The sequence below is a fragment of the Streptomyces sp. NPDC055815 genome, assembly GCF_053616475.1.
The window spans coordinates 281,933-301,732 of sequence record NZ_JBSHDU010000001.1 but is presented as its reverse complement, the minus strand read 5'-3'; the positions used below and the strand labels follow the sequence as shown (position 1 = coordinate 301,732).

At 74.4% G+C, this 19,800-nt stretch carries 18 protein-coding genes; 9 read left to right on the top strand and 9 right to left on the bottom strand.

Annotated elements, in window-relative coordinates; translation table 11 throughout:
* Window positions 1–29 precede the first annotated feature (29 nt).
* From ACWGN5_RS01590 to ACWGN5_RS01580, 3 genes are all read left to right on the top strand, one after another.
* On the top strand, window positions 30–881 hold the full coding sequence (locus ACWGN5_RS01590) for a FadR/GntR family transcriptional regulator (protein ID WP_453510553.1): 852 nt from the start codon (window positions 30–32) through the stop codon (window positions 879–881).
* Window positions 835–1,776 (top strand): cache domain-containing protein, encoded by a 942-nt coding sequence (locus tag ACWGN5_RS01585; protein WP_453510551.1) that lies wholly within the window; start codon window positions 835–837, stop codon window positions 1,774–1,776. Before ACWGN5_RS01590 ends, ACWGN5_RS01585 begins: the two co-directional genes overlap by 47 nt.
* A 123-nt stretch (window positions 1,777–1,899) precedes the next feature.
* A complete protein-coding gene (locus tag ACWGN5_RS01580; RefSeq protein ID WP_453510549.1) occupies window positions 1,900–3,291 on the top strand; it encodes a VanZ family protein in 1,392 nt (463 codons plus the stop codon).
* A gap of 19 nt (window positions 3,292–3,310) precedes the next feature.
* Here the strand turns inward: ACWGN5_RS01580 and ACWGN5_RS01575 are convergent, their stop codons facing one another.
* From ACWGN5_RS01575 to ACWGN5_RS01565, 3 genes are read right to left on the bottom strand one after another with little or no spacing between them, the layout of a single operon-like run.
* Window positions 3,311–3,931, bottom strand: a complete 621-nt coding sequence (locus ACWGN5_RS01575) for a TOPRIM nucleotidyl transferase/hydrolase domain-containing protein (protein WP_453510547.1) — start codon at window positions 3,929–3,931, stop codon at window positions 3,311–3,313.
* Window positions 3,932–3,982: 51 nt separating this feature from the next.
* Window positions 3,983–4,303, bottom strand: a complete 321-nt coding sequence (locus ACWGN5_RS01570; RefSeq protein ID WP_086829565.1) for a cupin domain-containing protein — start codon at window positions 4,301–4,303, stop codon at window positions 3,983–3,985.
* Complete coding sequence (locus ACWGN5_RS01565) at window positions 4,300–5,562, bottom strand: MFS transporter (protein ID WP_453510545.1); 1,263 nt, start codon at window positions 5,560–5,562, stop codon at window positions 4,300–4,302. Before ACWGN5_RS01565 ends, ACWGN5_RS01570 begins: the two co-directional genes overlap by 4 nt.
* Before the next feature lie 130 nt (window positions 5,563–5,692).
* Between ACWGN5_RS01565 and ACWGN5_RS01560 the strand changes: the two genes are divergently transcribed.
* Together ACWGN5_RS01560 and ACWGN5_RS01555 are read left to right on the top strand one after the other, a co-directional pair.
* Window positions 5,693–6,571, top strand: coding sequence for a LysR family transcriptional regulator (locus ACWGN5_RS01560; protein WP_453510543.1), 879 nt, complete (start codon window positions 5,693–5,695; stop codon window positions 6,569–6,571).
* Between the two features lie 58 nt (window positions 6,572–6,629).
* The gene (locus tag ACWGN5_RS01555; RefSeq protein ID WP_453510541.1) at window positions 6,630–7,514 is read left to right on the top strand and encodes a DMT family transporter; all 885 of its coding nucleotides are present in this window, start codon (window positions 6,630–6,632) and stop codon (window positions 7,512–7,514) included.
* Here the strand turns inward: ACWGN5_RS01555 and ACWGN5_RS01550 are convergent, their stop codons facing one another.
* The 5 genes from ACWGN5_RS01550 to ACWGN5_RS01530 form a co-directional block, all read right to left on the bottom strand.
* Entirely contained in the window at window positions 7,515–8,879 is a 1,365-nt protein-coding gene (locus ACWGN5_RS01550) for a M20 metallopeptidase family protein (RefSeq protein WP_453510539.1), read from the bottom strand. It lies immediately after the preceding gene.
* A 93-nt stretch (window positions 8,880–8,972) separates the two neighbouring features.
* Window positions 8,973–9,506: a VOC family protein gene (locus ACWGN5_RS01545; RefSeq protein WP_453510537.1), complete on the bottom strand. Its 534-nt coding sequence runs from the start codon at window positions 9,504–9,506 to the stop codon at window positions 8,973–8,975.
* An 88-nt stretch (window positions 9,507–9,594) separates the two neighbouring features.
* Window positions 9,595–11,253, bottom strand: a complete 1,659-nt coding sequence (locus ACWGN5_RS01540) for an acyl-CoA dehydrogenase family protein (RefSeq protein WP_453510535.1) — start codon at window positions 11,251–11,253, stop codon at window positions 9,595–9,597.
* Window positions 11,237–11,854 carry a TetR/AcrR family transcriptional regulator gene (locus ACWGN5_RS01535; RefSeq protein WP_453510533.1) on the bottom strand — a complete coding sequence of 206 codons (618 nt, stop codon included), beginning with the start codon at window positions 11,852–11,854 and terminating at the stop codon, window positions 11,237–11,239. The genes ACWGN5_RS01540 and ACWGN5_RS01535 overlap by 17 nt, the downstream gene beginning before the upstream one ends.
* A gap of 128 nt (window positions 11,855–11,982) precedes the next feature.
* Window positions 11,983–12,567: a TMEM165/GDT1 family protein gene (locus tag ACWGN5_RS01530; protein WP_116164323.1), complete on the bottom strand. Its 585-nt coding sequence runs from the start codon at window positions 12,565–12,567 to the stop codon at window positions 11,983–11,985.
* Window positions 12,568–12,865: 298 nt separating this feature from the next.
* On the opposite strand from ACWGN5_RS01530, the gene ACWGN5_RS01525 reads away from it, so the two are divergent.
* Genes ACWGN5_RS01525 through ACWGN5_RS01515 form a run of 3 tightly spaced genes read left to right on the top strand, consistent with a single transcriptional unit; the run spans window position 12,866 to window position 16,003 of the window.
* Window positions 12,866–13,465 (top strand): TetR/AcrR family transcriptional regulator, encoded by a 600-nt coding sequence (locus tag ACWGN5_RS01525; RefSeq protein ID WP_453510531.1) that lies wholly within the window; start codon window positions 12,866–12,868, stop codon window positions 13,463–13,465.
* Window positions 13,462–14,889, top strand: coding sequence for an MFS transporter (locus tag ACWGN5_RS01520; protein WP_453510530.1), 1,428 nt, complete (start codon window positions 13,462–13,464; stop codon window positions 14,887–14,889). Before ACWGN5_RS01525 ends, ACWGN5_RS01520 begins: the two co-directional genes overlap by 4 nt.
* A 1-nt stretch (window position 14,890) precedes the next feature.
* Window positions 14,891–16,003 (top strand): PP2C family protein-serine/threonine phosphatase, encoded by a 1,113-nt coding sequence (locus ACWGN5_RS01515; RefSeq protein WP_453510528.1) that lies wholly within the window; start codon window positions 14,891–14,893, stop codon window positions 16,001–16,003.
* 3 nt (window positions 16,004–16,006) lie between these two features.
* On the opposite strand, the gene ACWGN5_RS01510 is transcribed toward ACWGN5_RS01515, so the two are convergent.
* On the bottom strand, window positions 16,007–17,500 hold the full coding sequence (locus ACWGN5_RS01510) for an APC family permease (RefSeq protein ID WP_453510526.1): 1,494 nt from the start codon (window positions 17,498–17,500) through the stop codon (window positions 16,007–16,009).
* 290 nt (window positions 17,501–17,790) lie between these two features.
* Here ACWGN5_RS01510 and ACWGN5_RS01505 point away from each other — a divergent pair, with 290 nt between their 5' ends.
* Window positions 17,791–19,674 carry a CocE/NonD family hydrolase C-terminal non-catalytic domain-containing protein gene (locus ACWGN5_RS01505; RefSeq protein WP_453510524.1) on the top strand — a complete coding sequence of 628 codons (1,884 nt, stop codon included), beginning with the start codon at window positions 17,791–17,793 and terminating at the stop codon, window positions 19,672–19,674.
* The last annotated feature ends 126 nt before the right edge of the window (window positions 19,675–19,800 follow it).

Sequence of the window (19,800 nt, the reverse complement as noted above, 5' to 3'; positions counted from 1 at the left end):
TCAACGCTCGACGCGCGAGGTGGTTAACCGTGAGACCGAACGGCAGGCCGGACGACGGCGGCGGCGCGGCCGGGACGGGCGCGGCCCGCAGGGCCGTCTTCACGCCCGTCGACACCCGGGCCCGGGTCGACACCGTGGTCCGCCGCATCGGCGACGCCATCGAACTCGGACTCCTCGCCGACGGGGAGCAGTTGCCCGGCGAGACAGAACTCGCCGGACAGCTCGGCGTCTCCACCGTCACCCTGCGCGAAGCCCTCATGGCCCTGCGGCAGCAAGGCCTCGTCACCACCCGCAGGGGGCGCGGCGGCGGCAGCTTCGTCACCCTGCCCGACGACCCGCCGGAGGAGCGGCTGCGCGCCCGCCTCGCGGACTGGTCCACCGAGGAACTCCGCGACCTCGGCGACCACTGGGCCGCCGTCTCCGGCGCCGCCGCGCTGCTCGCCGCCCGCCGCACCCAGCCCGGAGACCTGCGCCCGCTGACCCGCACCGTCGAGGAACTCGCCGCCGCCGGAGACCCGGCGACCCGCAGCCGGCTCTACGGGCGCTTCCACGTCGAACTGGCCGCCGCGGCCCAGTCCGCCCGGCTCACGCGCGAGGAGATCGCCCTCCAGACGGACCTGGGCGCGCTGCTCTGCCTCGTCCTCGACGATCCCGTCCATCTCGGCAATGTGTCGGATCGTCACCGCGCCGTGATCTCCGCCGTGCAGGATGAGGCCGACGAGCGGGCCAGAACGCTCGCCGAGACGTGCGTACGGGAGTCAGTGGGGCGGCTGATCGCGCTGCGCCTCGGCACCCCCGGCCGCGCCACCGAGCCTCGTCCCGAGGAGGACACGCATGGGCAGGAGCACCGGGCTCGCGGGCCCCGCGGGGGTCATCGCTGACACGCAGACGGTCGCCGGGGCGGCCCGCCGCCTCAGGAACGTGGACCCGGTCGACGAGGCCGTGGGCAGCATCGGCGCCCCGGATCCGGTCGACGAGGCCGTGGGCAGCATCGGTGCCCCGGATCCGGTCGACGAAACCGTGAGCAGCATCGGTGACTCGGACCCGGTCGACCAGGTCGTCCGCCGTGTCCGGGACACCCTCGAAGAGGTCTTCGCCGCCGTCGCCGAGACCGGCACCGACACCGGCGCCCTGCTCGCCGAGGCGGCCGCGCCCGGGCGGGAACCCCTCGCCGCCGACCTGGCCGGCCTGCGCCCCGGGCTGCGGGCCCGGCTCGCCCGCCACCCGCTCGTCTCCGGCGTGGGATTCGTCGCCGCGCCGGGCCTTTTGACCGACGTGCCGGGCTGGCTCGAGTGGTGGCAGCGCGGCCCCGACGGAGCCGTACGCCCGCTGCTGCTCGACCTCGACCCGCAGCACTCCGCGTACTCCGACTACACCCACTGGGACTGGTACACCCTGCCCCGCGAGACCGGCCGCCGGGCCGTCGCCGGGCCGTACGTGGACTACCTCTGCTCCGACGAGTACAGCCTCACGCTCTCCGCGCCGGTCGAGCTCGACGGCCGGTTCGTGGGCGTGGCCGCCGCCGACGTCTACCTCCGGCACTTCGAGGCGGCCGTGCTGCCGGTGCTCCAGCGGCTGCCCGCACCGGCCCGGCTCGTCAACGCGCGGGGCCGCGTCGCCGCCTCCACCGACCCGGCGCATCTCGCCGGATCCCTCACCAAGGGCCCGGACTTCGCCGCCGTCCTCGCCGGCCCGCCGACCGAACACCGCGCCGACGGCCTGCGCCTGCGCCCCTGCGGCGACACCCCGCTCGTCCTTGTCCTGGCGGACGACTGACCTGACGGGGCGGACCTGACAGAGGTCCGGGGCTGCTGAAACCGTTCGGCACGAGGGCTCCGTCTGCGCGGACGGGGCCCTTCGGCCTCCTCAGGCCACCCCGAACCGGCAAGGAACGCACCTGTGTTCACCGCGATCTTCCAAGACCACTACGGCTACCTGGCCGGCTGCGCCCTGGTCGCCCTCGCCCTCGCGGGCGCGGCGTGGTGGGCGGCCCACCGACTGGGCAGCCGTCGGGGCAGGTGGTGGGCGGGTCTCGCCGCCACCGTGACCCTCATGATCGGCGTCACCTTCATGGGAAGCGGCCCCGCCGCAGGCCAATGCGTCATCAACCACGACGCCCTCGAGCCGTTCCGCACCACTCAGGGGCTCTGGAACCTCGCCATGACGGTGCCGGTCGGACTCTTCGCCATGCTGGCGTCCCGTCGTCCCCTTCCCGTCCTCGTCGCCGTCGTGGCGCTGCCCCTGGCCGTCGAGTTCACCCAGGGGACCGTCGACGGGCTGGGGCGCGTGTGCGACAGCGCGGACGCCGAGATGAACATCCTCGGAGGCGTCGCGGGCGCCGCCGTCGCCGCCCTGGTGCTCGCCGTGCGGGGCCGCGTCGACTGGAGCGCGGGAGCCAAGGCCGGCCTCCTCGGGGCGGCGGCCTTCCTGGTGCTCGGTGCGGGCGTGGCACGGCCACTGGTGCCCTTCACCCACGTGGACGGCACAAGCCTCTCCGAGGCGGACGCCGCACAGCGGACGGCGGTGGAGCAGGCGGTGGAGGAGGCCTTCGGCGATCTGTACGAGCTGGGGCGGGTGTACGACCAGCCGTGCCTGGACGTGCCCTGCACGCACGTCGTCTTCGGCCTCCACTCCGGCGACCCGGCGCACCCGCAGAGCTTCGGTGACGGAACCCTGTCCTGGCCGGACAGGAAGCGCCTCAGCGTGGAGTTCGCGGTCGGCGAGGGCCTCACCGACACGGGTTTCCCCGTCGACGGTGCCGCGGTGCCCGCCGGTGAGGAGGCGGCGTACGAGACGGCCCGGCGGTACATGGGGGCGCACTACCCCTGGGCGCGGCAGGCCGGCGCCCACCGCACGTACCCCGTCGGGGACCGGGCGGAGCTGGGGTGGACGACCCGCTGGACCTGGGAGGACGACGGTGTCCTGATGCCCCGCGCGCTGGACGTACGGGTCGACCGGCGGGGGCGGGTCTCCCGTCTCGACGTGAGCCTCGGGCCCACGCGCCTGGAGCTTGAGCGGCCGAAGCTGAGCGCGGGGCAGGCCGAGCGGATCGTACGGGAACGGCTCGCCGCCCGGTCCGAGGGGCGGGGCGTGCCGGACGGGTCGCGGTTCGACGCGTTCGCGCTCAAGGCCGTGGAACGGGACGGTGAGTGGCGTGCCGAGTGGCTCGTGCACGAGTCGTTCGGTGCGAGGAGTGAGGGGGCCGCGCCTCCGGACCCGGGATCGCCGGACATCCTGTGGGTCGATGCCGTGTCCGGAGACGTCCGCACCAGCGCCTACGGGACCGGGTGACGGGTGCGGAGGCGCCGGGTCACAGACTCCTGAGGAGGTCCTCCAGCGGCGCCGGGGCCCGTGCCGCGTCGAGCGCCTCCACCAGGAGGGTGCCGTAGCGGATCTTGCGGCCCTTCTTCGTGCCGAGGAAGCGCCGCAGCTGCTGATCGCGCGGCCGGCCGTGCTGGGCGGGCTGGCTCAGGAAGGTCTGCCAGGGGCGCAGGTCGCCCTCCGCCGCGATGATCTCCTCGACCTTCGCCGTGCCGAGCGCGCGGATGAGCTCGTCCTCCAGGTCCGCCACACAGACGAAGAAGTCCTGGTCGGGAGCTCCGGCCCGACGGAGGCCGCGCTCGTAGAAGCCCCGCTCGCGCTTGTCGCACAGGCCGGTCAGGCGCAGGTCGAGGCCGGGCGGTCCGAGCAGTTCGGCGTAGCGGGCGATGCTCATCGCCCCGCCCATCGACACCACGCACACGCCCTCCGCGGCGAGGTCCCGGCCGCGCCGCGCGGCCAGCGTCTCGACGGCCGCGAGATCGCTCGGCCCCTCCAGGAGCACCGCCGTCCGCAGCCCCAGGCCCTCGGCCAGCTCCCTCGCCGTGTCTCCGCCGTGGTCGTCGACCACCCAGCGGTCCATCTCGTGGTGGAACGCCCTCATGTCCTTCATGGGGCGAGTCTGCACGGGCACGCACCCGCACGGCACCGGAATTTCCGGCGCTCAGTCGTTCACGGCGGTCAGCAGCACCACCGCGTCCTCCAGGGCCGTCAGCCCGTGCCGCTCCTTGGGGATCATGCGCAGCGTGCCCGCCGGGAGTTCCTCCGCCCACCCGGCGGCCGTCAGGTTCACCCGGCCCCTCAGCACCTGGAGGCTCGCGGCCGGCGGCGCGTTGTGCTCGTCCAGGGAGGTGCCCGAGGTGAGGGCGATGACGGTCTGCCGCAGCACTCCGTCGTGCATGATCCGGTGGGCGCTGCGCCCGTGCGGTGCCGTACGGGCCGCGGCCAGGTGCTCGTCGGCGAGGGCGGTGAGGTCCAGCTTCATGACTCTCCCTGCGGGATGCGCGGGCGGATACCCCCAGCCTCCCGTGTGACGTCCCGGACGCAAGTCGGGGCCGCCGCTCGTGCCGCGACCGTCACCACGAGCCCGGCGACGGCGACGCACGCGCCGGCGGCGAGCAGCGCGGCCCGCCAGCCGTGCGCCGCGTACAGCCAGGACCCGGCGAGGGAGCCGAGGGCTCCGCCGCCGAACGTGGCCAGCATGAAGACCGTGTTGACCCGGGCCGCCACCGCCCGGCCGATCGCGAAGATCCGCGCCTGGCTCGCGACCTGGCACGAGCTCACCCCGAGCACGAGCAGGTTCGCCCCGGCCACCAGGGCCGCGGGGGAGTACGGGGCGAGCCCGGCCGCCGTGAGGCCGAGCCCCGCGCAGGCCAGACCCCCGGCGTTCACCGCGGACGCCCCGTACCGGTCGGCCAGCGGTCCGGCCGTCGCCGACAGCAGCGCGGCCGGCAGGGTCAGCACCCCGAAGAGGCCCGCGGCCCCGGGGCCGTACCCGAGCGGGGGCGCCGCCAGATGGAAGGCGAGGACCGCCCAGAAGACGCTGAACGCGGCGAAGACGCACGCCCCGAGCAGCGCCGAGATGCGCAGCTCCCGGTGGACCGCGAGAAGCCGGGGCAGTCCGGCCAGGAGGCGGGCGTACGAGGTGTGTCCCCGCGAGCCGAGCCGCTCGGGCAGCCGGCGGGGCAGGACGAGGAGCAGGGCGCCCGTCGCCACGGCCGCCACCACGTAGGCGACCCGCCAGCTGCCGCTCGCGTCGGCCACGGCGCCCGAGACCGTACGGGACAGGGTCGAGCCGAGCGTCAGGCCGAGGCCGACCAGGCCCACGACCCTGCCCTGCCGGCCGGGGCCGGCGAGCACCGCCGCCACCGGGGTGAGGATCTGCGGCAGCACCGTCGTGGTGGAGAGCGCGAGCGTCGCGAGGGTGAGGGTGACGATGTCGGGCGCCGCCGCGGCGACGAGCAGGGCGGCACTGGTCAGGGCGAGCAGCACCGAGGTGAGGCGGCGCAGCCGCGCGGAGTCGGCGAGCGGCACGAGCAGCAGGATGCCGAGCGCGTAGCCGATCTGGGCGGCCGAGGCGACCAGCCCCGCCGTCCGCTCCGACACGTCCAGGCCGCGCGCCACGGCGGCGAGCAGCGGCTGCGGGAAGTAGATGTTGGCGACGGTGGCCGCCCCCGCGACGGCGAGGAGCAGGACGTTCACGGGCCGGGCGGGGGCGTCGGGAGTCGGGGCGTGCGAGGCCATGGAGGCTCTTCCGTACGGGGGAGGGGGACACCTCAAGGCTCCTCGTCGCCGCCCCCGCGCATCAAGGTGTCATCATGAAACCGGCGTTGAGCCACGCTCAACCATCAGTCGACGGCGAAGGGACGGGCCGGTGCTCGAACGGTACGAACTGGAGGCTTTCCTCACGCTCGCCGAAGAACTCCACTTCGGGCGCACCGCCGAGCGCCTCGGCGTCTCCACCGGCCGGATCAGCCAGACCGTGAAGAAGCTGGAGCGCCGCGTCGGCACCCCGCTCTTCGCCCGCACCAGCCGCAGCGTCCGGCTCACCCCCGTCGGCCAGGCCCTGTACGAGGATCTCCTGCCCGCGTACCGGCAGATGGGCGAGGCCCTCGCACGCGCCACCGCCGCCGGGCGCGGCGTCCACGGCCGGCTGCGCGTCGGCTTCGGCACCCCGTGGGGCGGCGAACTGCTCACGGCAGCCGCCGACGCCGTGGCCGCGCTCCACCCGGGCTGCGAGATCACCGTCCGCGAGGTCCCCCTCGACGGCGGGGTCCGCGCCCTGCAGGACGGGACGCTCGACCTCCAGTGCGCCGCCTTCCCCGTGCGCGAGCCGGGCCTCACCACGGGGCCCGTCGTCGTCACCGACGAGCGGGTACTGCTCCTGCCCGCCGCCCACCCGCTGGCCGGCCGCGCCTCCCTCGGCCCGGAGGACCTCGCGGGCCTCGACCTGATCGCCCCCGGCGGCACCGTCCCCCGCTACTGGACCGACCACCACTACCCCCGCAGCACCCCGTCCGGCGCCACCGTCGGCCGGGGACCGACCGCCGCCACCTGGCAGGAGGTCCTGTCCCATGTGACCGCCGGGCGGGGTGCCTCCCCGGGTGCGGCCCGCGGCGCTCAGTACCACCCGCGCCCCGGCATCGCCTACGTCCCCCTGCGCGACTGCCCGCCCCTGGAGTACGGACTGGTGTGGCCGACCGCCGCCGAGTCCGCCCTCCTCCGTGCCTTCGTCTCCGCCGTCACCATGTGACAGGCCCGGGAGCCGTGTCACCGGCCGGCTTCCGGCCCCCGCCACTTACCGTGAACCGGTGCGACGCACCACCACAGACCAGGCCGCTCTCGCGGCGTTCGCGGCCGCCGCGGTCCTCGCCGGGGGCAACGCGGTCGGCGTCCGCTTCAGCAACCGCGAACTCGACCCGCTGTGGGGGGCCGCGCTGCGGTTCGGTGCCGCGTCGATCGTCCTGTTCGTCCTCATGGCCGTCCTGAGGCTCTCCTTCCCGCGTGGAAAGGCGCTGCGCGGCGCCGTCCTCTTCGGGGCGCTGAACTTCGGCGTCACGTCCGCCCTCGTGTACTACGCCCTCGTCCGCCTGCACGCCGGTATCGGTCAGACGATCCTCGCGCTCGTTCCGCTCGCCACCCTGCTGCTCGCGGTCTCCCAGGGCCTCGAACGGTTCCGGCCCGCCGCGGCCGTCGGAACGGTCCTGGCCGCCGCCGGCGTCGCCGTCGTCTCCGGAGCCACTCCGAAGGGGTCCTTCCCCGTCCTGTCCTTCCTCGCCCTGCTCGGCGGCATGCTGTCCTTCGCGCAGGCCACGGTGCTCGTCCGCCGCCTCCCGCGGCTGCATCCGGTGACGACGAACGCCGTCGGCATGAGCGCCGGGTCCGTCCTGCTCCTCGTCGGCTCCCTCGCCGTCGGCGACACCTGGCGCCTACCGGACCGGGCGGCGACCTGGTGGGCGCTCGCCTACCTCGTGGTCGCCGGCTCCGTCCTCACGTTCGTGCTGTTCCTCTTCGTCGTGCACCGCTGGAGCGCCTCACGGGCGGCGTACGTCTTCGTCGTCATCCCCGTCGTGACGATCGTCCTCTCGGCCCGGCTCGACGACGAACCCCTCACCGCGTCCCTGCTCATGGGTACCCCGCTGATCCTCGCCGGCGTCTACCTCGGCGCCCTCCGCGGGCCCCGCCCGCACGCGTGATCACGGGACCAGTGTTCCCACCAGATGGTCGTACGCCACGTGCGCGTGGAGGCGGACGCCGGTGACGAGGGTGTCGTCGTCCGCGTAGAAGTGCGGATTGTGGTTGGTGACCAGACCCCGCCCGCCCTCCACCGGAACCGGCCGGCCGGAGGCGTCCGGCGTCGCGTCCTGGACGCGCCGGCCGGAGGCGTCCGGCGTCGCGTCCTGGACGCCGAGCATCACGTACAGGCCGCCGAACCGGCCGACCAGCTCGGAGACGTCGTCGTACCCGAGAGTCGCACCCGTCTCCACCACGCGCTCCCCGCCGACCACCCGGCGCAGGGTCGGCAGCCCGGCCTCCATCCACGGCCCGCTGTTGTGCACCGGCGGCACGGACTGCAGGTACTCCACGGCCGCCGTCGCCCCGTAGGCCGCCGCGGAGTGCTCGACCAGTGTCGTCAGCCGCCGCCGGACCTCGGCCATGTCGGACTCCACGGCACAGCGGACCGTGCCCCACAGGGTCACCGTCTGGCCGATGATGTTGAACCGGCCCTCGTCCTCGACATGACCGATCGTCACCGTGACCGGGTCGAAGGCCGAGACCTGCCGGTACAGCTGGCCGATGCCGGTGAGCACCGCGCCGACGGCCGGCATCGGGTCGATCCCCTGCCACGGCGTGGACCCGTGGACCTGCTGTCCGGTGACGACGACACGGACCAGGGTGGACGCGCCGTACTGGTTGCCGACCCTGTATCCCACGTACCCCTTGGGATACGGCGTCACATGCAGGCCGAAGGCCATCGTCGGCACCGGATCGGCGAAGGCGCCCGCCTCGACCATCGCCCGCGCCCCGCCCTCCTCCGTCACCGGAGGGCCCTCCTCGGCGGGCTGGAAGACGAAGAGGACGGTGCCGGGAAGCCGGTCCCGGACCCCCGCGAGCACCGTCGCCGCGCCCATCAGCATCGCGGTGTGGCAGTCGTGCCCGCAGGCGTGCGACACGGGGAACGGGCCGCCCGGATAGTCGGCGTCCACCACCTCGGAGGCGAAGTCCTCCCCGCAGAGGTCCCTCACCGGCAGCGCGTCCATGTCCGCCCGCAGCGCCACCACGCGCCCACCGCCGGACACCTTCCGCCCACCGCCGGGCACCTTCCGCCCGCCGTCCGGCGCCGACCCGCGCAGGACGCCCACGACGCCGTGCCCCGCGATCCCCGTACGGACCTCGTCGAGGCCCAGGGCGCGCAGGTGGTCCGCCACCAGGCGGGCCGTGTTCACCTCCCGGTTGGACAGCTCCGGATGCCGGTGCAGATGCCGCCGCCAGGCGACCACCTGCTCCGCCACCTTCGCCGCCCGCACGTCCAGTTCACCGTGGATCGCCTCGCTGCCCAACGGGGACTCCCTCTCGTACGGCCGGCGCCGTGGCCCGGAGAACCGTGTCCGAACCAGACTGCCACCCGGGACGGCACCATGGCACCGGCCCGGTCAGCCGGTCGGACCCACGGGGGCACTGCTGCGCCCCTGGTCCCTCCCGCTGAGCTCGGCGTCGAGCGTCTCCTGGGCCACCCGCATGGTCTCGGCGTACACCGGGTCCTTGAGCCGCCGCCACATCTCGTCCTCGGGGACCTCCTCGACGAGGCTGCTCACCCACCAGATGTTCCCGAACGGGTCGCGGACCCGCCCGCCGCGCTGCCCGAAGGCGTCGTCGGCGAGCGGGGTCACCACATGGGCGCCCGCGGCGGCGGCCCTGGCGAACGCCTCGTCCGCGTCGGCGACGTACACCCGCAGCAGGCTCGGCAGGACGGGCCAGTCCGCACGCCGGTCGAAGGCCAGCACGACGGTGTTGCCGACCCGGATCTCACCGTGACCGATCGCGCCGTCCTCGGTGGCCACCCGGGCCAGCTCCTCACCCCCGAACGCCCGGGTGACGAAGTCGAGGAAGGCCCCCGTGTCGTCGGTGACGACCCAGGGCGCCACGGTCGTGTACCCCTGCGGAGTGGTGCCGCTGTGCTCGGACATCCCTGATCCCTTCGCCCATGTGCCCCTCGTCGTCGTACGGGAGTCACGCTAGGCGCGAAGTAGGTCAGAGGCCGTCCGACATGACCGGTCAGGCCGGCGTGGTCACCGCGTCCGGGCCGCTGCGCGCGATGATGGCCGCCGTGTCCACGCCGGCCGGCAGCGTGCCGAAGGCGAGGCCGCGGTCGCCGTCGAGTCGCGAGGCGCAGAACGCGTCGGCGATCGCCGGGTGACCGTGCCGGACGAGCAGCGAACCCTGGAGCACCAGGGCGAGGCGCTCGACGAGCCGCCGAGCCCCGTACGCCACCGCGTCCGGGTCGCCGAGCCCCGCGAGGTCCTTGCGGAGGCCCGCGACCGCCGCGTCGAGCCGCCGGTCCGCCCCCGCACCCCGGTCGACCTCCGCGAAGTACGCCTCCACCGCCTCCGGCTGACGGGCCATCGCCCGCAGCACGTCGAGCGCGGCGACGTTCCCGGAGCCCTCCCAGATGGACGGCAGCGGCGATTCCCGGTAGAGCCTCGGCAGGCCCGAGTCCTCGACGTAGCCGTTGCCGCCCAGGCACTCCAGGGCCTCCGCCGCGTGCGCGGGCGCCCGCTTGCACACCCAGTACTTGGTCACCGCGAGACCGAGCCGCCGCAGCTGCTCCTCCTGCGCGTCACCGCGCGCCGCCCGGTCCACCGCCCCCGCGAGCCGCAGCGCCGCCACGGTGGCGGCCTCCGCCTCCACGGCCAGGTCGGCCAGGACGTTCCGCATCAGGGGCTGGTCCACGAGCCGCGCCCCGAACGCCGAGCGGTGCGTGGCGTGGTGCACGGCCTGCACGAGCCCGAGCCGCATGCCGGAGGCCGAGCTGATGGCGCAGTCGAGCCGCGTCATGTTGACCATCCGGATGATGGTGGCGACCCCGCGACCCTCCTCGCCGACGAGCCGGCCGAGGGCACCCTCGTACTCGATCTCGGAGGAGGCGTTGGACCGGTTGCCCAGCTTGTCCTTGAGGCGCTGGAGCCGGATCGCGTTGCGGCTGCCGTCGGGCAGCACCCGGGGCACCAGGAAGCAGGACAGGCCGCCGGGGGCCTGCGCCAGGGTGAGGAAGACATCGGACATGGGTGCCGAGGTGAACCACTTGTGGCCGGTCAGCGCGTACATGCCGGACTCGCCCGTGGGGACGGCCCGGGTCGTGTTCGCCCGGACGTCGGAACCGCCCTGCTTCTCGGTCATCGACATCCCGGCGATGATCCCGCGCTTCTCCGTCGGGACCCGGAGGCCGAAGTCGTACCACGAGGAGGTGAGCAGCGGCTCGTACACCTCGGCGAGCTCCGGCTGCACGCGCAGCGCCGGCACCGCCGCGTACGTCATGGAGACCGGGCACAGGTGCCCCGCGTCGGCCTGCCCCCACACGAACACCTTCGCCGCCCGGGCCACGTGCGCGCCCGGCCGCTCGTCGCGCCAGGGAGCGCCGTGCAGCCCGTGCCGCACGGCGACGTCCATCAGCTCGTGCCAGTACGGGTGGAACTCGACCTCGTCGATCCGGTGCCCGTACCGGTCGTGGGTGTGCAGGACGGGGGAGTGGCGCTCGGCGAGCCGCCCCCACTCCTGGGCCTCCTCGCCTCCCGCCCGCGCCCCGAGCTCGCGGACCTCGGCCTCGGCCCAGCCCGCGCCCTCCCGGCGCAGCGCCTCCAGGAGCGCGGGGTCGGCGGAGACGTCGTAACCGGTCAGCGGCGGTACCTGGTTGGTGACCTCATGCGTGGTCGGCATCGGGAACTCCCAGTGCTCGCAGGGTGAAAGTGACGAGTGCGGGTACGGTGTCGGGCCCGACGGACCCCTCCGCCAGCGGTCCGACGAGCGCCTCCGCGCCCGCCCCGACCAGCGCCGAGGCCGTCAGGACCGGGTCCTGGGGCGGCAGCTCGCCCGAGCGCACGCCCTCCGCGACGCGCGCGGCGAACACGTCCCGGAACGCGCGCCGGAAGACGAGCCGCTCCGCGTCCACGGCCGGGTCGACCGGTTCGGCGAGCAGGGCGTAGGCGAGGCGCGGCGACTTCAGGGCGCGCTGGGCGAAGGTCTCGATCACGGCGACCACCCGCTCGGCCGCCGAGGAGTGCCCGGGATGCCCGGCCGCCTCGGAGACGGCGGCGACCTCCCGGCCCACCACGGTCCTGAACAGCTCGACGGCGAGCTCGGCCTTGCTCGGGAAGTGGCGGTACACGCTGCCCGTGGCGATCCCGGCGCGCGCGGCGACGGCGGCCATCGTGCAGCCCGCGTACCCCTGCTCGGCGAGCAGCCCGAGGGCCGCGTCGACGACCGCGACGCGCTGGGCGTCGAGCCGGGCCTGGACGGCGGGGGTGCGTCGGTAGGGCATGGAAGGAGTGAAGCAGTGATTCACTGCTTCATCAAGAGGCCGTTGAGGGCGCACACCCCGTCCTGGGACGGAACGCCGCACGCCCCTTCCCGTGACGGGAAGGGGCGTGCGGCAGTCAGGGGGCGTGGTCAGCCGGTGAAGACCTCGGTCAGGGACCAGATCGCCAGGCCGGCCATGCAGACGCCGCCGATGCGCTGCACGGTCTTGAGGGGGACGCGCTTGGCGATGAAGCGGCCCGCGATCAGGGCGAGGGCGGAGACGGTCGTCAGGGCGGCGAAGGAGCCGATCGCCGTCGACCAGGTGCCGTTGGTGGCGGCCAGGTTGGCGGTGGTGATCTGGGTCAGGTCGCCCCACTCGCTGATGAAGACGGCCATGAACGCGGTCGAGAAGACGGGCCAGAAGCCGCTGACCGTCCGGCCGCCCTCGTCGGCCTCGTCGTCGTCGCCCCCGCCGCGCAGCAGCATGAACGCGCCGAAGCCGAACATCAGGGCCGAGACCAGCTTGACGGTCCAGCCCGGCAGCAGCCCGAGCAGGCTGCCGGCGCCCACCGCGATGGCGACGTGGGCCAGGAAGGCGGTGGAGGTGCCGATCCACACGTACAGCGGACGCATGCGCGTGCCCATGGCGAGGGACGCGAACATCGTCTTGTCGGGGAGTTCGGCGAGGAAGATCAGCCCGAAGGCGGTGAGGATCGCCAAGGGGTCGAGGTGCATACCGGGGCTCTCTGCTCGGTCCGGGCCCCGTGGCTCCGCACGACACCTCGGTGGGCGACGGGAGGACCACTCGGCCCGGCATGACGGACCACGCCCACGGGAACGCGGACGCGGCTGTTGCCTGGCCGAAGGTCTCGCCCGCCCGCGTCGTACGCGGACCCGGTCACCGGGAACCCGGGGGTTCCAGTGTGTCGACGACCGGTTCGCAGGGCTACTCCCCTTCGCTGTCGCCCAGTGTAGCGGAACGGGGCGTACAGGTAGGTAGACACTGTCTACTCGATCTTGATAGACAGTGTCCATGTCCCTGCACGAGAACGGTCCCGAGAGCGGTCACGAGGACGGGCTGCGCGAGCGGCTCGTCCGCGTCGGCGTCGAGCTGCTGAACGCCGAGGGCGCCCAGGCGCTGTCCCTGCGCGAGATCGCCCGCCGCGCCGGCGTCTCCCACGGAGCCCCCCGGCGCTACTTCCCCGCCCATCGGGACCTGCTGTCCGCCATCGCCCGCCAGGGCTTCGCCGAACTGGCCGCACGCGTCGCCGACGAGGACCCCGAAGGGGCCCCGGCGCGCGAACGGATCGAGGCCCTCGCCCGCGTCTACCTGGACTACGCCGGCACCCGGCGCGGCATGTACGAGCTGATGTTCCGCCACGACCTCCTGGAGAGCGGCCGGCTCGGGCTGCGCGAGACCAGCCTGCCGCTCTTCGCCCACCTCGCCGCACTCGTCGCCCGGGTCCGGCCCGAGGCCGACCCCGTCCTCCTCGCCGGCGTCCTCTGGGCCAACCTGCACGGCATCGCCCAGCTCTGGCACTGGGGCAGCCTCCGCCTCGCCACCGGCGCCGACGACCCGGGCCCCCTCCTGACGGCCGCGCTCGACGCCCACCTGGGGCGGTCCGCCCCGTGAACCGCACCCTCGCCTGCAGCGTCGTCGGTGCGGCCGTCGTCGCCCTCGACGGCACGGTCCTGACCGTCGCCCAGCCCGCGCTCCAGCGCGACCTGCACGCCCACGTCGGGCAGGTGCAGTGGACCAGCACCGGCTACCTCGTCGCCGTCGCGAGCCTCCTCGTCCTCGCGGGACGCCTCGGCGACCGCTACGGCCACCGCCGGGTGTTCGCCTCCGGCGCCCTCGGCTTCGCCGCCGCCTCCGCCGGGATCGCCCTGGCCCCCGGCATCGGCGCCGTCATCGCGCTGCGGGTGCTGCAGGGCGTCTGCGGGGCGCTCCTCCAGCCCGCCACCCTCGGCATGCTCCGCACCGCCTACCCGCCCGACCGGCTCGCGACCCCGATCGCCGTGCGCACCGCCGCCATCGGCCTCGCCGCCGCTGCCGGCCCCCTCGTCGGCGGCGCGCTCGTCTCCTCGTACGGCTGGCGCGCGGTCTTCCTCCTCGGTGTGCCCCCGACCCTGGCGATCGGCGTGCTGGCCCTGGTGACGCCGGACCGCACCCAGGGGGATCCCGCCCAGGACCCGACACCCGGCCCCACCGCCCCCTCCCGCCTCGCCGCGCTCGACCCCCTCGGTGCCCTCCTGCTCGCCGTTACCCTCGGGCTGCTTGTGCACGGGCTCGACGCGGCCTCCCGGCCCGGCGGCACCCGCGCCGCCGCCCTCGCGTGCGCCGTGGCCCTCGGCGCCGGGGTGGTCTTCGCGCGGCACGAGCGGCGCGTCGCGCGCCCCCTGCTGCCCCCGGCGCTGCTCCGGAGCGGGCCGGTCGTCGCGGGGCTCGCCGCGCTCCTCGCGGCCTCGGCGGCCCTGTCCGGGTCGCTCTTCGTCGCGACGTACTTCCTCCAGGACGTCCAGGGCCTCGACCCGCTCGACTGCGCCCTGCGCTTCCTGCCCCTCGCCGCCCTCATGGTCCCCGGCGCCCTGCTCTGCCCGCCGCTCCAGCGACGCTTCGGTCCCCGGCGGACGGCGACGGCGGGCGCCGCGCTGCTCACCCTCGGGGTCCTGGGGCTCGCCCGGCTCGACGCCACGGCCGGCGCGGCCTCCGTCGGCATCGCCTCCGCACTCCTCGGCGCCGGGTTCGTCACGCTCATGGTCACCGCGACCTCCGTCGTCGTGCGCCGCGCCCCCGAGGAGCACGCCGGGGTCGCCGGTGGTCTCCAGCAGACCGCGATGAACGTCGGCCCGGCGCTCGGCGTGGCCACCGCGGCCCTCCTGCTCGCCCTCGTCCCGGACGGCGGCTTCGTACCGGCCCGGGGAGCCGCCCTCCCGGCCCTGGCGGCGATCGCCGCGCTCGCGATCCCCGCCGCCCTCGCCCTGCCCGGCCGCCGGAGGACACGCCCGGAGCCGACGGCACCCCGGCCCGGCGGACGGGCCTGCGTACGATCATGAGATGCCCGTAGCCGGTCACCGCAGCCCTCCCGGCACGGCGACGCGCACCCAGTTCAACCTCGGTCGCGCCCTGCCCTTCCTGGTCCTGATCCTGACGGTCGTCGCCGACCTGGTCACCCCCGACCGGGAACGGTTCGACCGCCTCCTCGTCGCCGCGCCCGCGCTCGCCGCCGTCACCTGGAGCGTGCGCGGGACCGTCGCCATCGGACTGCTCGCCGTGGCCGTCCGGGCGCTGCTCAACCCCGCCCGGGAGGGGGCCACCGCCCGTGATCTCATCGCCAGCGAGGCGGTGCTGGTGATGGTGACCGCCGTCGCGGCCTGGGTCAGTCGGGTCAGGACCCGGTACGAGCAGGACCTCAGGGAGGTCACCGCCGTCGCCGAGGTCGTCCAGCGGGTCGTCCTGCGCCCGCTGCCCGAACGCCTCGGACGCTTCGAACTGCACCTGCTCTACGTCGCGGCCGCGGCCAAGGCGAGGATCGGCGGCGACTTCTACGAGGCCGTCAGGATCCCCGGCGCGGTGCGCGTGATACTCGGCGACGTCCAGGGCAAGGGCCTCGGCGCCGTCGAGACCGCCTCCGTCCTGCTCGGTTCCTTCCGTGCCGCCGTCCACGAGGCCCGCGACCTCGCGGCCCTCGCGGACCGGCTCGACGAGGGCCTCGCCCGCTACGGCGCCTGGGACCCCGACTCGGACGCCGCCGAACGCTTCGCCACCGTCGTCCTGGTGGAGCTCCCGGACGGCCGGGACGTCGTACGGCTCCTCAGCTGCGGCCACCCCGCCCCGCTGCTCCAGCGCGCGACCGGCGTCGAGTCCGTGCACTTCGCCGACCCCTCGCTCCCCGTCAACCTCGCGGGCCTCGCCGAGAACCACCACCGGATCGAGGAGGTGCCCTTCGGTCCGGGGGAGCGGCTGCTCCTCTACACCGACGGCGTCAGCGAGACCCGCGACCGGGCCGGCACCTTCTACCCGCTGGAGCTGCGCCTGCGCGGCTGGGCCGGGGAGCAGGCCGCCGAGCTGCCCGCGCTCCTCCACCGCGACCTCGCCGCCTACGGGGCGGACGGCCTCGACGACGACGTCGCCGCCGTCGTCGTGGTCCGCCCGCCCCGCACCGGCTAGGGCTCAGTTCTCCCTGACGGACAGGGCGGTGACGGCCGTGCGCCCGTCCTGGAAGAAGCGGCGGTGGCGGGTGCGGACGAGCAGCATCACGAGGCCTCCGAGGACGATCGAGCCGACGCCGAGGAGGAAGACCCCGCCGACTCCGCCGACGGACGTGGAGCCGTAGCCGGGGTCGGCCATGTCGTAGGCGCTGCGGACGAACGCCGCCAGCATCATCAGGCCGCCGGTCGCCGGGAGGACGCCCTTGACCAGCAGGTCGCGCGGGGAGTTCCGCAGCTGTCGGCGGAAGTACCAGGCGCAGGCGAAGCCGGTGACGCCGTAGTAGAAGGCGATCAGGAGGCCGATCGACAGGATCGCGTCGCCGAGGAAGTCGGCGGAGACCAGGGTGAGCAGGACCAGGGCGACGGCCGCGGCGGCTCCGCAGAACACCGTCCCGAAGGCGGGCGTGCCGAAGCGCCGGTGGATGCGTCCGAAGGCGGCGGGCAGGGCGCCGTGCGCGCTCATCGAGAGCGTGCTCCGGGGGCTGGAGCCCGCGCAGGTCAGCAGGGCGCCGACGGCCGAGACGGCGATGGCGAGCGTGACGACCCGGCTCGCGGCGCCGCCGAGCACGGTGGGCGCGAGGTGGGTGAGGACGTCGGCGGCGTTCTCCTCGTTGCCGAGCCCGAGGCCTCCGGTGCCGGTCCCGGCGAAGGAGATCGCGGCGAACGCGGTGAAGAGGTAGGTGACGAGCAGGATCAGGGTGGAGACGACGGCGGCCCTGCCGGGGGTGCGGTCGCTGTCGACGGTCTCCTCGTTGAAGGTGATCAGGGCGTCCCAGCCCCAGTAGATGAAGAGGCAGAGGAGCACCGCCTCGGCGAAGGAGCCGAAGTCGTCGAAGGCGAAGGGGGAGACCCAGCTCAGGGACGGGGTGGCGGCGCCGTCCCGGGCGAAGGCGGCGATGCCGAAGGCGAGCATCGCGAGGAGCTGGAGGCCGAGCATCGCGTACTGCACGTGCGCGGCGAGCTGGACGCCCCGGTAGGCGACGGTGACGACCAGGGCGATGAGGGCCACGGCGAGGGCGGTCACGGCGAGGGTGCTGCCGGCGGCCGCGTCGAGCCCGAGGAAGACGAGGATCGCTGAGGCGCCGACCTGGGCGAGCGCGGTCATCGCCAGGACGGTCGCGACCAGGACCGTCCAGCCGCCCGCCACCCAGCCGACGGCCGGGCCGAACGCCCGGGTGTTCCACACGAAGGTCGTGCCGCAGTCCGGCATCCGCCGGTTCAGCTCACGGAACGCGAAGGCCGTGAGGAGGATCGGCACGAAGCCGAGGAGCAGGGCGGCGGGGGCCAGGTCGCCGACCACGAGGGTCACCAGGCCGAGGGTGATCGCGATGCTGTACGCGGGGGCGACGGAGGCGAGCCCGAGGACGATCGTGGCGAGGAGGCCGACGGAGCCGCCCCGCAGGCCCTTCGCACCGGGCGGTGCCGCAAGGCGCGGGGTGTCGGATGCGCTGGTCATGAGGGGCCTCCTGGGGCAAGCGTACGGACGAGCCACTTTCGTTAAACGGAGATTTAAGGAACGGGTCGTGGTGCGGTCAAGCCCCTGCGTCGTATCTTTTGTTTTCGATTTAGTTCATGAGACGGTGGGAGGCCCAAACATCGACCGAAGGGCGGCTTGTGTCGTTGACGCCCGGTTGCGCGTCCCGTGCGCCGTTCGTGCGCTCTGGTCGCCCCGTTCCCGGTACGTGAGGCTTGCGGGCATCCGCAGAGCGGACAGCCAGCAGCCCCAGTCGAGAGGAACGGGTGCACGTGCCCCAGGACACCCCCTTCGCCAACGGATCGTCCGAGGAATTCCCCGGCTTCCCGGGCATCACGGCGGGTCTCACCGCCGCCGAGGCCTCCCGCATGACCGGCCGCGGCCTCTGGGCCGCCGACGGAACCGTCGACCCCGACGTCGTCCGGCTCGGCCAGACCCTCACCACCGCCCTCCTGAGCGGAAGCACGGGCGAACTCCCGGCCGAACTCGCCGCGCACATCGAGGAGGTACGGGGCCTCGCCCTGCCCGCGTACCACCGCATCGAGGCCACGGACGGCATCCGGCTCTCCGCCTTCACCCTCCGGCAGCTGGGCCCCGGCCCCCACCCGCTGGTCGTCGTCCCGGCCGGCTGGACCCCGTTCGGCTGGCCCCTGTTCCTCTGGGCCTACCTCGCCCTCGCCCGCAGGGGCTACCACGTCCTCGCCTACACACCCCGCGGCCTCGGCATCCCCGGACTGCCCTCCACCTCCGAGGGCTTCGTCGACGTCGCAGGACCCCACGACTGGGCCGACGGCTCAGCCGTCATCGACTTCGCGGACGACCACCTCGCGCCGAGCGCGGTCGGCTTCCTCGGCGAGTCCTACGGCTCCGGCATCAGCCAGCTCGTGGCCGCCCACGACGACCGCGTCGCCGTCGTCGTCGCCCTCAGCACCTGGGGGAACCTCGCCACCAGCCTCTACGACCACGACACCCGTCACCTCGCGGCCGTGAAGGCCCTCCTCGCGCTCACCGGCGGCCCGGTGGAGACCAAGTTCGACGAGGCGAACCAGGAGATCCTCGCCGACTTCCTCGCCGACCGGAACCTCGACCGGGTCGTCGAGTGGGGCAGGCTGCGCGCCCCCGAGTCGTACCTCCACCTCACCAACGACAACGAGACGCCCACCTTCTTCTCGAACACCTGGCACGAGGGCCTCTTCGCCGTCAACCAGCTCCTGGAGACCTTCGACGGGCTCGACGTCCCCAAGCGGCTCAACCTCTGGATCGGCGACCACGCCGCCCCCGAGGGCCCGGGGCTCATCGGCACGGAGCCAGGCAGGCCCAACGTGCCCCTGGCCGAGGCGTACGCCTGGCTCGACCACCACCTCAAGGGCGAGCGCAACGGGGTGGAGGACTGGGAACAGGTCTGCAACCAGGTCATGTTCACCTACCGCACCGAACCCGTCCTCGACCCCGGCACCGGCGAGCCGACCGGCGAGAACCGGATCGTCGAAGAGGCCCACCGGGAGCACCGGGCCGACTGGAGCCGGGTCACCACCGGCGTCGAGGTCCTCGGCCTCACCGGCGACGGCGCGGGCGGCACCGACGGCCGCCTCCTCCCCGCCGGCGAGACGACGACTCCCGCCGAGGTCACCGGCTGGCGCCGCGCGTTCCTCGCCGGCGTCGACACCGAGGCCACCGTCATGGACGCCCTCATGAAGACCGGCCAGGCCGAACGGGCCGGCAACCCCAAGGCCTACGACACCCGCAAGATCGACCGGCGGCACGCCGTCGTCTGGACCACCGCACCGCTCGGCGCCCCCGAAGGGGAGGGCGCGGCCGGCCGCCGCGTCCGGGGCGTCCCGCGACTGCGCCTCACCGTCCGCTCCACCGCCACCTCCGCCTGCCTGATCGCCCACCTCTTCGACGTCGCCGAGGACGACACGGCCCGGATCATCACCCACGAGCCGCTCAACGTGTACGGGCTGACGCCCGACGAGGACCGCACGGTGACCTGGAAGCTCCAGGCCGCCGCGTACGACATCGCCGCCGGGCACCGGCTGATGCTGGTCGTCGACAGCAAGGACCCGCTGTACGGGGACGCCTCCGTCACCTGGACCCAGACCACCATCAGCTCCCCGGAGGGCGCACCGGCCTTCCTGGAGCTCCCGCTGGGCTGAGACGGCCGGACGACGGAGGCGGGGGGCCCGCCGACCGGGCCCCCCCCCCCGGGGGGGGCCCCCCCCCCGCCGGCCCCCCCCGCACCCCCCGCGGGCGGGCCCGGGACGGCGGCCCGGACCCGGGGA

Excerpts from the sequence above, each read along its gene's own strand:
- ACWGN5_RS01585 (WP_453510551.1), top strand. The coding sequence starts at position 835 with ATGGGCAGGAGCACCGGGCTCGCGGGCCCCGCGGGGGTCATCGCTGAC.
- ACWGN5_RS01575 (WP_453510547.1), bottom strand. The coding sequence starts at position 3,931 with ATGAAGGACATGAGGGCGTTCCACCACGAGATGGACCGCTGGGTGGTC.
- ACWGN5_RS01570 (WP_086829565.1), bottom strand. The coding sequence starts at position 4,303 with ATGAAGCTGGACCTCACCGCCCTCGCCGACGAGCACCTGGCCGCGGCC.
- ACWGN5_RS01565 (WP_453510545.1), bottom strand. The coding sequence starts at position 5,562 with ATGGCCTCGCACGCCCCGACTCCCGACGCCCCCGCCCGGCCCGTGAAC.
- ACWGN5_RS01545 (WP_453510537.1), bottom strand. The coding sequence starts at position 9,506 with ATGTCCGAGCACAGCGGCACCACTCCGCAGGGGTACACGACCGTGGCG.
- ACWGN5_RS01540 (WP_453510535.1), bottom strand. The coding sequence starts at position 11,253 with ATGCCGACCACGCATGAGGTCACCAACCAGGTACCGCCGCTGACCGGT.
- ACWGN5_RS01535 (WP_453510533.1), bottom strand. The coding sequence starts at position 11,854 with ATGCCCTACCGACGCACCCCCGCCGTCCAGGCCCGGCTCGACGCCCAG.
- ACWGN5_RS01530 (WP_116164323.1), bottom strand. The coding sequence starts at position 12,567 with ATGCACCTCGACCCCTTGGCGATCCTCACCGCCTTCGGGCTGATCTTC.
- ACWGN5_RS01525 (WP_453510531.1), top strand. The coding sequence starts at position 12,866 with ATGTCCCTGCACGAGAACGGTCCCGAGAGCGGTCACGAGGACGGGCTG.
- ACWGN5_RS01515 (WP_453510528.1), top strand. The coding sequence starts at position 14,891 with ATGCCCGTAGCCGGTCACCGCAGCCCTCCCGGCACGGCGACGCGCACC.
- ACWGN5_RS01510 (WP_453510526.1), bottom strand. The coding sequence starts at position 17,500 with ATGACCAGCGCATCCGACACCCCGCGCCTTGCGGCACCGCCCGGTGCG.